General features: G+C 60.6%; 17 protein-coding genes. 5 read left to right on the top strand and 12 right to left on the bottom strand.

Annotated features, from left to right (window positions below; translation table 11 throughout):
• Positions 1–80: 80 nt before the first annotated feature.
• Positions 81–986 (bottom strand): AraC family transcriptional regulator, encoded by a 906-nt coding sequence (locus ACQY1L_RS05660; RefSeq protein ID WP_062456341.1) that lies wholly within the window; start codon positions 984–986, stop codon positions 81–83.
• 189 nt (positions 987–1,175) lie between these two features.
• Here ACQY1L_RS05660 and ACQY1L_RS05655 point away from each other — a divergent pair, with 189 nt between their 5' ends.
• The gene (locus ACQY1L_RS05655) at positions 1,176–2,225 is read left to right on the top strand and encodes an NAD(P)-dependent alcohol dehydrogenase (RefSeq protein WP_430243244.1); all 1,050 of its coding nucleotides are present in this window, start codon (positions 1,176–1,178) and stop codon (positions 2,223–2,225) included.
• Between the two features lie 51 nt (positions 2,226–2,276).
• Here ACQY1L_RS05655 and ACQY1L_RS05650 read toward each other — a convergent pair whose 3' ends face one another.
• A complete protein-coding gene (locus tag ACQY1L_RS05650; protein WP_113110634.1) occupies positions 2,277–2,684 on the bottom strand; it encodes a winged helix-turn-helix transcriptional regulator in 408 nt (135 codons plus the stop codon).
• Between the two features lie 117 nt (positions 2,685–2,801).
• Between ACQY1L_RS05650 and ACQY1L_RS05645 the strand changes: the two genes are divergently transcribed.
• Together ACQY1L_RS05645 and ACQY1L_RS05640 are read left to right on the top strand one after the other, a co-directional pair.
• Complete coding sequence (locus ACQY1L_RS05645; RefSeq protein WP_430243242.1) at positions 2,802–3,686, top strand: SDR family oxidoreductase; 885 nt, start codon at positions 2,802–2,804, stop codon at positions 3,684–3,686.
• A gap of 85 nt (positions 3,687–3,771) precedes the next feature.
• Positions 3,772–4,716: a bifunctional helix-turn-helix transcriptional regulator/GNAT family N-acetyltransferase gene (locus ACQY1L_RS05640; protein ID WP_430243240.1), complete on the top strand. Its 945-nt coding sequence runs from the start codon at positions 3,772–3,774 to the stop codon at positions 4,714–4,716.
• A gap of 53 nt (positions 4,717–4,769) precedes the next feature.
• Here the strand turns inward: ACQY1L_RS05640 and ACQY1L_RS05635 are convergent, their stop codons facing one another.
• Positions 4,770–6,035 carry an NAD(P)/FAD-dependent oxidoreductase gene (locus ACQY1L_RS05635; RefSeq protein WP_430243238.1) on the bottom strand — a complete coding sequence of 422 codons (1,266 nt, stop codon included), beginning with the start codon at positions 6,033–6,035 and terminating at the stop codon, positions 4,770–4,772.
• 276 nt (positions 6,036–6,311) lie between these two features.
• On the bottom strand, positions 6,312–7,064 hold the full coding sequence (locus tag ACQY1L_RS05630; protein ID WP_325262629.1) for a pyridoxine 5'-phosphate synthase: 753 nt from the start codon (positions 7,062–7,064) through the stop codon (positions 6,312–6,314).
• A gap of 340 nt (positions 7,065–7,404) precedes the next feature.
• Between ACQY1L_RS05630 and ACQY1L_RS05625 the strand changes: the two genes are divergently transcribed.
• A complete protein-coding gene (locus ACQY1L_RS05625) occupies positions 7,405–8,121 on the top strand; it encodes a MerR family transcriptional regulator (RefSeq protein ID WP_430243236.1) in 717 nt (238 codons plus the stop codon).
• A gap of 6 nt (positions 8,122–8,127) precedes the next feature.
• On the opposite strand, the gene ACQY1L_RS05620 is transcribed toward ACQY1L_RS05625, so the two are convergent.
• The 6 genes from ACQY1L_RS05620 to nthA form a co-directional block, all read right to left on the bottom strand.
• Complete coding sequence (locus ACQY1L_RS05620) at positions 8,128–9,252, bottom strand: ATP-dependent DNA helicase (protein WP_062456323.1); 1,125 nt, start codon at positions 9,250–9,252, stop codon at positions 8,128–8,130.
• Positions 9,253–9,336: 84 nt separating this feature from the next.
• Positions 9,337–9,768, bottom strand: a complete 432-nt coding sequence (locus ACQY1L_RS05615) for a type II toxin-antitoxin system HicB family antitoxin (protein ID WP_192077004.1) — start codon at positions 9,766–9,768, stop codon at positions 9,337–9,339.
• Positions 9,769–9,771: 3 nt separating this feature from the next.
• Positions 9,772–9,960 (bottom strand): type II toxin-antitoxin system HicA family toxin, encoded by a 189-nt coding sequence (locus ACQY1L_RS05610; protein WP_192077005.1) that lies wholly within the window; start codon positions 9,958–9,960, stop codon positions 9,772–9,774.
• Between the two features lie 45 nt (positions 9,961–10,005).
• Positions 10,006–10,395, bottom strand: a complete 390-nt coding sequence (locus ACQY1L_RS05605; RefSeq protein WP_430243233.1) for a nitrile hydratase accessory protein — start codon at positions 10,393–10,395, stop codon at positions 10,006–10,008.
• Complete coding sequence (nthB, locus tag ACQY1L_RS05600; RefSeq protein WP_430243231.1) at positions 10,382–11,041, bottom strand: nitrile hydratase subunit beta; 660 nt, start codon at positions 11,039–11,041, stop codon at positions 10,382–10,384. The genes ACQY1L_RS05605 and nthB overlap by 14 nt, the downstream gene beginning before the upstream one ends.
• A complete protein-coding gene (nthA, locus tag ACQY1L_RS05595) occupies positions 11,038–11,697 on the bottom strand; it encodes a nitrile hydratase subunit alpha (RefSeq protein ID WP_430243229.1) in 660 nt (219 codons plus the stop codon). Before nthA ends, nthB begins: the two co-directional genes overlap by 4 nt.
• 196 nt (positions 11,698–11,893) lie before the next feature.
• Between nthA and ACQY1L_RS05590 the strand changes: the two genes are divergently transcribed.
• Positions 11,894–12,736 carry an aldo/keto reductase gene (locus tag ACQY1L_RS05590; RefSeq protein WP_430243227.1) on the top strand — a complete coding sequence of 281 codons (843 nt, stop codon included), beginning with the start codon at positions 11,894–11,896 and terminating at the stop codon, positions 12,734–12,736.
• Here the strand turns inward: ACQY1L_RS05590 and ACQY1L_RS05585 are convergent.
• Together ACQY1L_RS05585 and ilvN are read right to left on the bottom strand one after the other, a co-directional pair.
• Positions 12,733–13,743 carry a capsular biosynthesis protein gene (locus tag ACQY1L_RS05585; RefSeq protein WP_430243225.1) on the bottom strand — a complete coding sequence of 337 codons (1,011 nt, stop codon included), beginning with the start codon at positions 13,741–13,743 and terminating at the stop codon, positions 12,733–12,735. The genes ACQY1L_RS05590 and ACQY1L_RS05585 overlap by 4 nt on opposite strands.
• Before the next feature lie 30 nt (positions 13,744–13,773).
• Positions 13,774–14,346, bottom strand: a complete 573-nt coding sequence (gene ilvN / locus ACQY1L_RS05580; RefSeq protein ID WP_062456299.1) for an acetolactate synthase small subunit — start codon at positions 14,344–14,346, stop codon at positions 13,774–13,776.
• Positions 14,347–14,371 lie beyond the last annotated feature (25 nt).

Below are 14,371 nucleotides of genomic sequence, written 5' to 3'. Positions count from 1 at the left end.
GCGGGTCCTGTGAATAAGATGCGGAAGGAATTGGCTTTGCAAAGCAAGAGAGAAGTCGCGCTCACCCGCCTCAACCGCGATCAGCCGGCAGACGGCTCACGCACTGCGCTGATGTCACGGCTCGGCGACATGCCGTAGAGACGGCCATATTCGCGGCTGAACTGGGACGGGCTCTGGTAACCGACGCGGTGGCCGGCATTGCCTGCATCCAGCCCGTCGACCAGCATCAACCGGCGCGCCTCGTGAAGGCGGAGATGCTTTTGGAACTGGACAGGCGTGAGAGCCGTCACGGCCTTAAAGTGATGGTGGAACGAGGACGGGCTCATTCCCACGTGATCCGACAGATCCTCGATCTTGAGCGGACGATGGAAATTTGATCGCAACCAGCTGACGGCGCGTGCGATTCTGGAACTCTGCGTTTCCGACATGGCCATATGGACAAGCCTTGGCCCATCGGGCGAGGTCAGCAGGCGGTAGAAGATCTCCTGTTCGATAAGCGGCACCATCGCAGCGATATCGGATGGTGTATCGAGCAACCGCACCAGTCTGGTTGTCGCATCGATCAGATCAGGCGACGCATGGTTGACCGTCAGCCCGCGGTATCCCTCGCTTGCCAGAGAGTCTGGCTGGAAGTTGATACGGTCGAACAATTCGTGGAGCCGCTCCATCTTCAGATCGAGGCAGAGGCAGTAGTAGGGAATATCGCCGCTGGCCTCCACCACCCAGGACGCGACGGGCAGATCGAGCGAGGTCAGCAGATACTGGCCGACGCCGTAGCGATACGTCTCACGGCCAAGCGTCAGGCTCTTGGAGCCCTGTAGGACCAGCGTGTAACTGGGAGAATAGGCCGTATGAAGCGGCGCGGTTGGAGCCGAACATCGGTGCAGCCGCAAACCTTCGATCGCAGTCGTGCCATCATTGCCTTCGACTGCATGCCGGGCAGCGAGTGCCGTCAGTTCCTGATAGGGCATGAAGGAAATTGTCATGAAGTCTCACCACCGTCGCGCGTTCCGGCACTGACATGGCAAATCCATATCAGGCACAAGACAGAGGTAGTATCCGAAAACGGAATTTGTAGGATCGTGCAAGAAGCTTGCAGGATCGATCTAACGCTTGTGACGACGGATCGGCATAGTCCGGCAGTTGATTTCAACTGAAAATGAATGGAGTTTTCCATGGCTATTGCACGAGGCTATGCCGCGACCGACGCCACCAAGCCGCTCACACCGTTTACCTTCGAGCGCCGCGAGCCGAAAGAAGATGACGTGGTGATCGATATCAAATTCGCCGGCATCTGCCATTCCGACATCCATACCGTCCGCAACGAGTGGAAGAACGCCGTCTATCCGATCGTTCCCGGTCACGAGATTGCCGGCATCGTTACCGCCGTCGGTTCGGCCGTCACCAAATTCAAGGTCGGCGACCGCGTCGGCGTCGGCTGCTTCGTCGATAGCTGCGTCGGCTGCGCAGCGCGCGATGTCGACAACGAGCAGTATATGCCAGGCCTCGTCCAGACCTATAACGATGTCGATACGCTGAACGGCAATGCGGCCACCCAGGGCGGCTATTCCGATCACATCGTCGTCAAGGAAGGCTATGTCCTGTCGATCCCGGACAATCTTCCGCTCGACGCTGCCGCTCCACTGCTGTGCGCCGGTATCACGCTCTATTCGCCGCTCCACCACTGGCAGGCTGGCCCTGGCAAGAAGGTCGCGATCGTCGGCATGGGCGGTCTCGGCCATATGGGTGTCAAGATCGGTTCCGCGATGGGCGCTGATATCACCGTCCTCTCGCAGGGCCTCTCCAAGAAGGAAGACGGCCTGAAGCTCGGCGCCAAGGAATATTACGCGACGAGCGACGCGGAAACCTTCACCAAGCTTGCCGGCACATTCGATCTGATCATCTGCACGGCCGGCGTGGCGATCGACTGGAACGCCTATCTCGGCCTGCTCAAGGTCAACGGCTCGATGGTCATTGTCGGTGCACCGGAGCATGCGATCCCGGTTCATGCCTTCTCGCTGATCCCGGGCCGCAAGAGCCTGTCGGGTTCGATGATCGGCTCGATCAAGGAAACCCAGGACATGCTGGATTTCTGCGGCAAGCACGACATCGTTTCGGAAATCGAGATGATCAAGATCCAGGACGTCAACGAAGCCTATGAGCGCGTGCTGAAGAGCGACGTGCGCTACCGCTTCGTCATCGACATGGCATCGCTCGACGCCTAATCCGTTTGGTATAGTGCAATGACAAGGGCGGTCTTCGGGCCGCCCTTTGTGTTAGCGAAGATCGCCCGCGTCGAACTTCGACCGTGCCGCCCTGACGTTGGCGTGGTTGCTTGCCGCCCACGCAAGCACTGCCGAGAGTGGTTCAAACAGCGAGTAGCCTAGCGGCGTCATCCGGTATTCGACGCTTGGCGGCTTGGTCGGAAACACCTGCCGATCGATGTAACCGTCGCGCTGCAGATCCCGCAGCGTCTGCGTCAGCATCCGCTGGGAAATATCGGGCACAAGCCGCCGCAGCTCGCCGAACCGGTACGGCTTTTCCGAAAGCGCCTGAAGAATGAGCGTCGACCACTTGCCTGCGATCTGGTTCATCACGTCCCGGACCGGACAGTTCCCGGCATCCCAGGTCGACGTGTCACAGGGCTGCTCAGCCAGCGTCGGCTTGCGTGCGGTAACGGCCATTGCGGTGGTTCCCTTTTGGTAACGATCTCCCTCAAAACTGCCTCCTTTACAGGAGGTCGTCAATTCCTATTCTAGTGTTAGTCTCTTTTTGAGACTTACAAAGATAGGAAACGCAGGATGACCAAACTTCTCGTCACCGGTGCCGCCGGTCAGCTCGGCCGCGCCGTTCTTCATCACCTCCTGGAGACATCGAAGGTTTCCGCAGGCGATATCGTTGCCGCAAGCCGCGATCCGTCCAAACTGTCGGAGCTTGCGGCCAAGGGTATCGAAACCCGCAAGGCGGATTTCACCGACGAAGCCGGGCTGGTAGAGGCGTTCAAAGGGATCGATCGCGTGCTGATCATCTCGACCGATGATCTCGCCACGCCGGGCGGTCGCCTCAAGCAGCACAAGGCTGCCGTTGCCGCTGCTGAAAAGGCCGGCGTCAAGCACATCCTCTACACATCGATGCCGAACCCGGACAGATCGCTGGTGAGCTTCGCGCCGGATCATCTCGGCACCGAGGAGGCCATCAAGGCGACGGGGCTGTCCTACACGATCCTGCGCAACGCCTGGTACGGCGACAATTATCTGATGTCGATGCCGCATAACCTCGCGACCGGCACCTGGTACACGGCCATGGGCGACGGCAAGCTTTCCAACATCTCACGCGATGACTGCGCCCGCGCCGCCGCAGCAGCGCTCGCCAATCCCCCGGCCGGCAACAGGACGGTGACATTGACGGGCTCGGAAAGCCTCGGCGCGGACGACATCGCAGCACTGGTTTCGAAGGTCACAGGCAAGACGCTTGCGGTCGTCAAGGTCACCGAGGAGCAACTTGCGGGCGGAATGGCCAATGCGGGGCTTCCCGACTTCCTGATCAAGATGCTCGTATCCGCCGATGCCAATATCAGGGCGGGCAACTTCGATCTGGTGACCGACGATTACGAGACGCTGACGGGTGCAAAGCCCCAATCGCTTGCGTCCTATTTCGACAGCCGCAAGGCCGACCTCACCGCGTAAGACAACAGGCGACCTAGTTCCGGTATTTAGTTGACTCAGTCAACTAAATACCGGAACATCTATCCTCCTGAATGGGAGGATCATCATGTCTAAAGCAGAGACCTTCGAGGCAATCCGCGCCTTCAACCGCTTCTACACCAACAAGCTCGGCGTGCTTTCAAAGGGATACCTCGATACCGACCACACGCTGACGGAAGCGCGTATCCTCTACGAGATCGGTGCGCGCCAAAGGATTTCGGCCACCGAGCTCAACCGTGAACTCGGGCTCGATCCTGCCTATCTCAGCCGCATCCTGAAGAAATTCCGCGAAGCAGGCTTTCTCGAGAGCGAACCCGACCCGTTGGACCGGCGCAGTCAAATCCTGACGATTACCGCGCCGGGGAAAGCGGAATACGAAATGCTCGGCACGCGATCGAGAGCGCAGATCGCCCGCGAGCTTTCCGGCGTCAGCGACGGTGATCGAGACAGACTGGTCACCGCGATGGCTACCATCCACGGCATCCTGGCAACCACAGAGCGCTCCACGGCACCGGTCGTGATCCGTGAACACCGAACCGGCGACATGGGCTGGCTGATTGAGGCGCAGGCGGTTGCCTATACGCGGGAATACGGGTGGAACGACCGGTTCGAAGGTCTCGTCGCCGAGGTGGCGGGACGGTTCATCCAGAACTTCAATCCGGACAGGGAGCGGTGCTGGATTGCCGAAAGAGACGGACAGCGCATAGGCTCGGTTCTGGTCGCTGACGCTGGCGAAAACATCGCCAAGCTGCGCGTCCTTTATGTCGATCCTGCAGGCCGTGGCCTCGGCCTTGGCAGGACCCTTGTCGAGCACTGCATCGCCTTCGCGAAGGCGGCAGGCTATACCAAGCTGTCGCTGTGGACCAATGACGTGCTGAAGGCTGCCCTCCACATCTACGAGGCCACCGGCTTCACGCTTGTCGCCGAGGAGAGACATGCGATGTTCGGCCCGGAATGCGTCGGCCAGACCTGGGAACTCGATCTGACGGACGTACCACGCGCCGATGTCTGAGATCGTGCTTGGATCCTTGGATCACGCCCGAGGATCCATACCCTGCCAGACGATCAGGACTCGTCCTTCAGCGTTTCCTTCTGGGTGATCAGCCGCGCGCTATGCTGGCCGGACAGATAAATCCACAGCCAGCTCCAGGCGACGGCGGCGCGTGATCTCGTGCCGATCAGGAAGTAGATATGGGCAAGCCCCCAGATCCACCAGGCAAGTCCGCCGGTCAGCTTGAACTTGCCGAAATCAATCACCGCCGCACGCTTGCCGATGGTTGCGAGACTGCCTTGGTGGCGATAGTGGAACGCCGCGGGCACAGGCTTGCCGGCGAGCCGCGTCTTGATGACCTTCGAGACGTACTCGCCCTGCTGCTTGGCGGCCGGCGCGATGCCGGGCACCGGCTTGCCGTCATCCTGCGAGACCAGCGCGGTATCGCCGATGACAAAGATCTCGGGCTGCTCCGGGACTGACAGATCCGGACCGACGACGGCGCGCCCTGCCCGGTCCGCCGACGCGCCGATCCAGCGCGCTGCGGGCGATGCCTGAACACCGGCTGCCCAGATCACCGTCTTGCAGGGAATGAACGCGTCGCCAACGGTGACGCCTTCCTCGGTGATCGCGGTGACGGGCTTGCCGGTATGAACCTCGACGCCGAGCTTTTCGAGCGCCGTCTTCGTGTAAGCCGACAGATCCTCGGTGAAAGCCGGCAGCACGCGTGGACCTGCCTCGATCAGCATCACCCGTGTGCGGGTCGTGTCGATCTTGCGAAATTCGTTCGGCAGCACCTTGTTCGCGAGTTCCGCGATCATGCCGGCCATTTCCACGCCTGTCGGACCGGCGCCGATGATCGCGAATGTCAGCTCGGAATCCAGCTCCGACGTCTTTTCCGCCATCTCTGCCCGCTCGAATGCGAGCAGGATGCGGCGGCGCAATGTCGTCGCATCCTCCAACGTCTTCAGGCCGGGCGCGACACTTTCCCATTCGTCGCGGCCGAAATACGCGTGGCGTGCGCCGGTTGCGAGAACCAGCGTATCATAGGGCACCATACGGCCGGACGCGAGCTTCACCGTCTTCGCACCCTTGTCGATCCCGAGAACTTCATCGAGCACCGTCGTGACATCGCGCCGATCGCGGAACAGCCTGCGGATCGGCCATGCGATTTCCGACGTGGCGAGCACCGTCGTCGCGACCTGATAGAGGAGCGGCTGGAACAGATGATGGTTGCGACGATCGATGAGCGTGATGTCGGCATCGGCACCTTTCAGCCCATGCACCGTTTGCAATCCCCCGAAACCTCCCCCGACGACGACAACTCTATGCTTGCTCACGATGGATGCTTCCCCGAATGACGAATGACAATGAAATGCTGCAGCGCAATATGATGCAGGTCTTAATCAAGTTCTCAGTCAACGGAACTGCGGCACTTTGTCCATCTGCCTTTTGTGCAAGGCAGGGAGCGCCTGATGCAAGGCATTCAGGCGCTCGATAGCGCCGCGTGGGGTCAGCATCCGACCCGTCGCCTTTACGCCGTGACAAGCCTGCCGTGACGGCACCAGACGCTAACAGCCTCATGGTCGAAGAGAGAGCCGCGGCTGCGGGTTCAGTTAGATCGTCTGACCGCAGGCGCGGCAGAAACGGCGCACCGTCTCGGCCATTCCGTATTCCAGCGCATCGGCCGTCAGCCCGTGGCCGATCGAGACTTCAGCAAGCGCCGGAAGGCGCTTCACCAGCGCGGGGAGATTGTCGACCGTCAGGTCGTGCCCGGCATTGACGCCAAGGCCGTGCGCCAATGCAGCATCCGCAGTCCTTCCCAACAGCTCGAGAAACTCGATGCCGCGTTCCGGATTGTCGAAACAGCCGCCATAGGGACCGGTATAAAGTTCGATCCGGTCCGCGCCGGTCGCCTTGGCAAGCTTTACTGCCTCGACATCTCCGTCACCATCGGCAAACAGCGAAACGCGCATACCGCCCTTTTTCAAGCGCGCCACGATCGGCTTCAACATTTCGCCTGTCGCACGGAAATCGAAACCGTGGTCGGACGTCGCCTGGGCCGGATCGTCAGGCACCAATGTCACCTGCTCCGGCTGGATACGTTCGCACAGCGCCAGAAAATCCTCGCTCGGATAGCCTTCGATGTTGAATTCTGCATCCGGGAATTCGTCGTCGATCAGGGCGCGCAAAACCGGCAGATCGGAAAAACGGATATGGCGCTGGTCGGGACGCGGATGAACCGTCAGTCCGGATGCCCCGGCCTGCAACGCAATCCGCCCCAAAGCTTCAACGCTTGGCCACGGAAGATCGCGGCGATTGCGGAGCATGGCGACAGCATTGAGATTGACGGAGAGCGTAGTGGTCATGGCAGCGTCCGAAGCGAGAAATGTCAGCCTGCTTTTAGGACATGCGCAGCGTGTTGACCACCTTTTGGGAACATTACGTAGAAAATAGATCTTTCCGATACGTAAGCATATTATAATCTACAAAAATCCGGAGTAGTAATCGTTAAAACTTTACGTACGTTGTCTTCATGCAGAATTCGCCAAGTCGGCAAGATGCGGCACATGAGGCCGGCGAGGCGAATTCTGCTGTCACGATCAATCGGGTCCGCATTCCTTTTACCGAAGATCATCCGCTCATCATGACGCATAAAGCGGCCTGTGGATGCAATCGAGCAGGACCAGCTAGCGACCGAAGGATCCGATGCGAAGCGACCTGTTTGATGCAACGAGCCAGAGTTCCCAGCCCTCCTGCCTGTTGTCGCCGGAATTCCTGGCGATCAGATTTTTCCCGCAAATCCAGTTGCCGTTCGAGCTGCCGGATCAGCCTGTGCCGATTGCCGACGTGGCGGACCTGTTCGGCGTAACGCACCGGACACTGCATTTCTACGAGGAAAAAGGGCTGCTGGTCGCAGGCCGTGCAACGGGACGCGGAACGGCCCCGATGCGGGTTTACGCATCAGATCAGATCCGTCGCATGGCAGTTATCACGGCCTGCCGCGAGGTCGGCATCGGCATCGTGATGATCCAGGACCTCCTGTCGGAGCTGGCAGGAGCTGCCAGCCAGGCCAAGGCCGACGACATCTTCAGTACCGCACTTCAACAACGCAAACGGGAGATGACCGCAGAGATCTCCCAGATCCGGCGGCAGATGCAGCAGATCGAGACCCTGGTGTCACAGGACACCGACGACCGTACCGAGAACAGCCGGCGTGCAGCCTGTCCGCCGCTTGCCGATATCGAACGCCGATGCCTGTCGTTGATGAGCGATGGATATTCCGCATCAAGGATAGCCCGCGAGCTTGAGATTGATCTCGACGAAATGCGCCGAATCGAGATCGCGCTGATCGACAAGTTCGAGGCGAGCAACCGTTTTCAGGCAATCGCCAAGGCACTGGTGGCCGGTGTCGTCCTCAACTGAACCGCTCTAGCGGACGATCGTCAGCGTTTCGGCAGCGCGGGTGATAGCCGTGTAGAGCCAGCGCTCCCGCGTATCGCGAAAGGCAAAACTCTCGTCGAACAGAACGACGTTCTGCCACTGTGAACCCTGCGCCTTGTGGACGGTCAGCGCATAGCCGTAATCGAACTCGTCATAGCGTTTGCGTGTCGACCACGGAATTTCCTCGTCGCTCTCAAACGCAGTCTTCAGCAGCTTGATCTTGGCTGCACCGCGATCCATGTCGTCGTCTTCCGGGCGGATCATCAGGTTGATACCGGGCTTGACGGTTTCTCGCGACGAACTCATCACCTGCCACAGAGACCCGTTCAAAAGGCCCTTGACCTGATCGTTGCGAAGGCAGACCAGCTTGTCGCCGGACTGTGGGTAATCGGCGGTAAAGCCCTTCAGTTCGCGAAGGCGCTGGTTGTAGCGCTTGCGGGTCCGGTTGGTTCCGACCAGAACCTGATCGGCCTCCATCACCAGTTCCTGCGTCACCTCGTTGCGGGAAATTACCTTCGCCTTGCCGTAGTCGCCATGCATGATCTCCTTGCCTTCGCGCACGGTCATGGCGAGCTGGATGATCGGGTTGTCCTGCGCCTGGCGATGGATATCGGTCAGCAGATAATCCGGTTCCTGTTCGGTAAAGAACCCTCCGCCTGTGACCGGCGGCAGCTGGCCGGGATCACCCAGAACCAGAACAGGCGTGCCGAAGCTTAAGAGGTCACGCCCCAGCTGTTCGTCTACCATCGAGCATTCGTCGATGACGATCAAAGCGGCCTTGGTGAGCGGGCTCTGGCGGTTGATCGAGAACATCGGCGACACGGAAGTCTTGCCGGTTTCCTCGTTTTCAACCTCCTCCTCGCCACGGGGGCGATAGATCAGCGAGTGAATTGTCTTGGCATTGCGCGCGCCACGCGACCGCAGCACCTGCGCCGCCTTGCCGGTAAACGCGGCAAACAGCACGTCGCCATCCACATGCTCGGCGAAATGCTTGGCAAGCGTCGTCTTGCCCGTGCCCGCATACCCGAACAAACGGAAAACCTGGCTACGGCCTTCCTTCAGCCATTTCGAAACGGCCTTCAAGGCCTCGTCTTGTTGCGGCGCAAATTGCATGGCCGCGACTTGGCAGGATTCTGCCCGTCAGCGCAACTGAAAAGAACGAAAGATGAATGGAAGCCGGGGATGGAGGAAGCTGGTTCAGACGTCCAGCGCTCGCTTCCGGCCATTGCCCGACTCGGCGGACTCCATCTCATGCTTGGCCGCACGGGCCAGAAAGCCGGATCGGGTAAATCCATTCGCCTCGGCGAAAGCGTCGATCGACGCGAGCATGTCTTCGGGAAGCGTGATGTTGATGCGAACGGACTTCTTGCCTTCGGTCTTGAGCGAAACAAGGATGGCGACACCGTCCCTGTTGTCCTGGTTCTCCATCACGGCATCAAGCGACGCCGGTTCCGGAATAGCATCGCCATCTTCCAGCAGTCCTTCGACATGCAACGCCAGCGCTTCCTCAGCCATACGCCGCGCCTCATCCAGATCCCGACCAGCGGTGACAACACCGGGGAAATCCGGGAAGGAAACGCCGAAATCGCTGTCGGCATCCTTATGAATCAGTGCGATATAATTGCGCATGGCTTACCTCAAATTTAGTCCGGCTTGCTTCTCGATGCTCTTGAGCGTTCCGACTGGAATATCTTGCTTCGGGTGAGGAACAGTTACCCGACCAAGCTTCCTTGGATGCTTGGACTGGACATGACTGCCCTTCCTGGCGACCTCGTACCAGCCATCAGCCTTCAACGCAGAGATGATGTCGCCACTCTTCATGGACTATCTATACACACTTGATGTGTATTTTCAAGATGCCTGTTGTCAACTCTGTCGGTGCGGATCGTTCCTCAGCTCGATCGGCATGCCATGCGGCGTGGCTTGCGCTGCACGCTGCCAACTCTGCTGCAGGCCAAGGATCGTCGCTTCGTCGGCGACCTGTTTTTGTGCCAGCACGTCGCAAAGGGCTGCCACCCAGCAGTCGAAATAGTCGCTTCCATCATCTGCTCTGCTGGGCTGATGGACCTGGTGCGACAGAGACGCCGCCCACTCGGCCGACGTAAACACGCCGCGCTCGTGCAGGTGCACGGTCAGCGCGAATGCTTCGGCTGCCCAGGGCTCGGGAAATACCGGATCACCCTCCGGTGACACCGGCAAGCCCGGCGATTGCGCAAGGTCGGGTTTGCTATCGCATCGAGTTTCAGTCACGCTCAAGATAGCTCTCCCAGGCATCGATGGAGACCGTCAGAGTCGGATCGGCGCCCTCACCCCAGATTTCTGACGCGTCGAATACGACCGTATAGACCCATTGCGGGTTCTCGCCCTTGCCATGGGCATTGTCATCCGGGAACACGAAAGCGCCCTGTACTGCCTCGACCACGCCGGCCTTTGCGCGTGCGTAACGCGGCAGTCGCGTATGGGTCTCCGGATTGAAGTTTTTGGTGCGGACACGGTCACCCGTTGCAAAGGCAGGCCTTGTCTCCAACGGCCGGTCGCACGGACCTCCTTTGGAAAGCACGCCCGCAACCATCTCGGCCTTCAGGATGCGTTTGGGCACTGCCGGCTCGCTCTGTTTGGTGCCCGAGGCGATTTCCGCGCCGGTCGCAAAACCGTGCCGCTCCAGAAGCACTTCCAGCGCCCGGGTCCAGATCTCGTAGTAGCTGGCCGAGAGATAGCTTGCCGGCGGGATATTCTCGCGCGCATTCCGGCTTTCATCGATAGTCCACGCGCCAAATGCACCGCAGGACAGCGTCAGGCCCAGCGCGCGGCGTTCCCAGTCCGCATGGAAATAGGGCTCGTTGCTGTCAGGCGCCACCGGGCCGAACCCCATCTGGCCGCCGAGGTCGTGCGGGCCGTTCATGATGGCACTCCTGCGACCGCCGTGCCGATCATCGCGTCGCGGCTGACGAGTGCGGCAAGCGCTTGCTCGTCCAGCCCGTCCGTCCCGTCAGGCCGTTCCGGAATGACGAGGTAGCGCAGTTCCGCCGTCGAATCCCAGACGCGGATCTTTGTCTCCTGGGGAAGCGTGAGGCCGAATTCGGCGAGCACGCCCCTGGGATCAATGACCGCACGAGAGCGATAGGCCGGCGCCTTGTACCAGGTCGGCGGCAGGCCAAGCACGGCCCACGGGTAACAGGAGCAGAGCGTGCAGACGATGAGGTTATGGGTCTCCACGGTGTTGAACACGGCGCGCATATGCTCGCCCTGACGACCGGCATAGCCGAGGCTGGCGATCGCCGCCGTCGCATCTGCCTTCAGCCAGTCTGCAAATGCCGGATCGCTCCACGCTTTCGCTACCACGCGGGCGCCGTTCTTCGGCCCGATCTTCGTCTCGTAGGTCTCGACGATCGCATCGACCGCTTTCGGGTCAATCAGGCCCTTTTCGACCAGCACCGTTTCAAGCGCCCTTACCCGCGCCTGCATGTCGGTGTAGCGGTTGTCGTGGTCGTGAAAGTGACCGTGACCGTGAGCGTGGCCATGGTGGTCGTGGTGATCGGTCTCGTGATCTTCGTGCATGGCGGGACCTCATGATCGCTGCGGGATACCTTTGCCAACGTCCGCATCGAGGAGATGCAAACGTTGTCGTCGTCGGTTCAGCGTATGCGCCTTCCTCATGCCCGGCAAGCCTTTGCCGCCACCGGACGAACCGGAGGCTTGGCATCACGGCAGAGCGCCTTATCTGACATCAGATCACTCATCAGCGAGGTCGAAGATGCCCGATATTCCAACCGTCACCCTGCCCTCCGGCATCTCGGTTCCAGCGCTTGGTCTTGGAACCTGGAAGATGGGCGAGTCCCCGAACGACGCCAACGCCGAGATCGAAAGTCTGCGCCGCGGCCTCGACCTTGGCATGACGCTGATCGACACGGCGGAAATGTATGGCGAAGGCGCGTCGGAAGAGCTGACAGGAAAAGCCATCGAAGGCCGACGCGACGAGGTGTTTCTGGTCAGCAAGGTCTATCCCTGGAATGCCAGCCGCCGCGGTGTGATCGAGGCCTGCGAGGCCAGTCTCGAACGCCTGAAAACGGATCGGCTCGACCTCTACCTCCTGCACTGGCGCGGCGAGCATCCGCTCGAAGAAACCGTCGCCGGGTTCGAGGCTCTGCGCCGCGACGGCAAAATCGGCGCCTGGGGTGTCTCCAATTTCGACATCGCCGACATGGAGGAACTGATGGAGGTGCCGGATGGACGCAACTGCGCGACCAACCAGGTTCTCTACAATCTGTCGCGCCGCGGCATCGAATACGATCTCTTGCCCTGGTGCCAGGAGCACGACATCCCGGTCATGGCCTATTCCCCGATCGAACAGGGACGGATCCTGCGCAATGCGGAACTGATCCGCATCGCCAAAGCCTGCCAGGCAACGCCGGCACAGGTGGCGCTCGCTTTCCTGCTGGAGCGGGATAAGGTGATCGCGATTCCAAAATCCTCGACGGCGTCGCGCGTCGAGGAAAATGCCGGTGCTGCGGACCTTGAGATCAGCGACGAGGACTGGGAAGTGCTCGACGCCGCCTTCCCGCCGCCGGAACGCAAGCAGCCGCTGGAAATGCTCTAGTCGAGGTCTAGCTGACGACGCTCGGCGACGAGCGTCTCGATCGCGGTAAACACGTCGATTTCGGCAAAGCTCTTCGTGTCGCGATAGACCGGGTAGAGGCCGAAGGCTGCCGCTGCCAGCTGATCGATGGTGGGACGGGCGGTCCGACGAGACAGCGTGGCCTGCGCGCCCTCACCGAGGTGATCTTCGGTCAGGGCCCAGCCCGCATAGAACGGACCGGCATAACACCGCACCGGCTTTTCGCGCAGGAGCGCGTCCAGCCCGAACTGGCTCGAGACCGTCCAGACTTCATCCACCACATCGAGAATGGAGGCAACCGAGACTGCATCCGACAGGAGAATCACGCCGGACGCTTTCGCTGCCTGTTCGGTCAGATAGCCCTTGCGGAAACCGGCCATCACATCCGGATGGGTGCGCACCACGCATTGAGCACCGCTCCCGATCGCATCCTTGAGCATCCGCGAAAAGCTGTCCGGCGAGCCGCCCGCCATCGGCACCGAAACATCGCCGAACACCTGGTCAACCAGAAGGATGCGCTTTCGCCGCGATCTCTCGAGTTTCAGCTCCCGATGCGGCAGGTTGTTGTATTTCGACAGCTTTTCAGACACCAGCGCAGTGCGGATATCACTGCCCAGGGATGCAGCATCCCAATCGTCGGCAGATGCCGCGATCACCTTTTCCAGGCGCGAGGGAACGGCGGCCCTCACCGGCATGCCGAGGTCGTCGATCTGGATCGAAATCGGCAGCGTGTTTTGCTTGCCGAGCCCGACCGAACGCAAAAACCCGTCTTCGAGATACCAGCTCGGCAGGCCGCGCAGCGCAGCAATCAGCCGCGCCGCCTTTGCCGGAGCGCGACCGCCCCACAGAACGATCCCGCCGATTCCCGGCCGAAGCGTCGGTTCAAGCGCCTCGACACCGAAGTAATGCCGCAAAAAGGGCTGGGACTGCCGGACATAGAAGGTCGCACCGATGCGCATTCCAGGTTTCGGCAGCCAGTCCTTTTGCAATGGAATATCCCCGGCGCCACGGCCCGACACTTACATGCCCTGCGAGCCGCGGTTCATCGCGGCGATGCCCGTGCGGCAGATCTCGATCAGGCCGAGAGGTCTGATGACCGCCACGAACTGATCGATCTTCGACGACTTGCCGGTGATTTCGAAGATGAAGTGCTCGATCGTCGCGTCCACGACCTTCGCCTGGAACGCGTCGGCGAGACGCAAGGCCTCTGCCCGCTGGTCGCCGTGGCCGACGACCTTGAGCAATGCCACTTCCCGCTCGATCGGCCGGTCCTGGCCGAGATCGCGCGCCCGGACCGTTAGGTCGAGAACCCGGTGGACGGGCACGATGCGCTCGAGCTGCGCCTTGATCTGCTCGAGCACGGTCGGCGTTCCGTTGGTCACGATGGTGATGCGCGATAGGTGCGCTTCATGCTCGGTCTCCGAAACCGTCAGGCTTTCGATATTGTAGCCGCGGCCGGAGAAAAGCCCGATGACGCGGGCAAGAACCCCCGGCTCGTTGCTGACGAGAACCGAAAGCGTGTGGCTCTCGACCTTGGCGGTCTCGGGCTGGAAGAAGTAGGCAGAACCGGTCGGCTGCTGATGTGCATTCATGGTCTCAGGTCCGTTTCCTCAGAGA

Origin of the sequence: Neorhizobium sp. DAR64862/K0K3 (assembly GCF_050500185.1) — a bacterium.
In the GTDB taxonomy this organism is placed as follows: Bacteria; Pseudomonadota; Alphaproteobacteria; order Rhizobiales; family Rhizobiaceae; genus Neorhizobium; species Neorhizobium soli.
The sequence above is the reverse complement of the archived record's forward strand: the minus strand, read 5'-3'. Positions and strand labels throughout refer to the sequence as shown.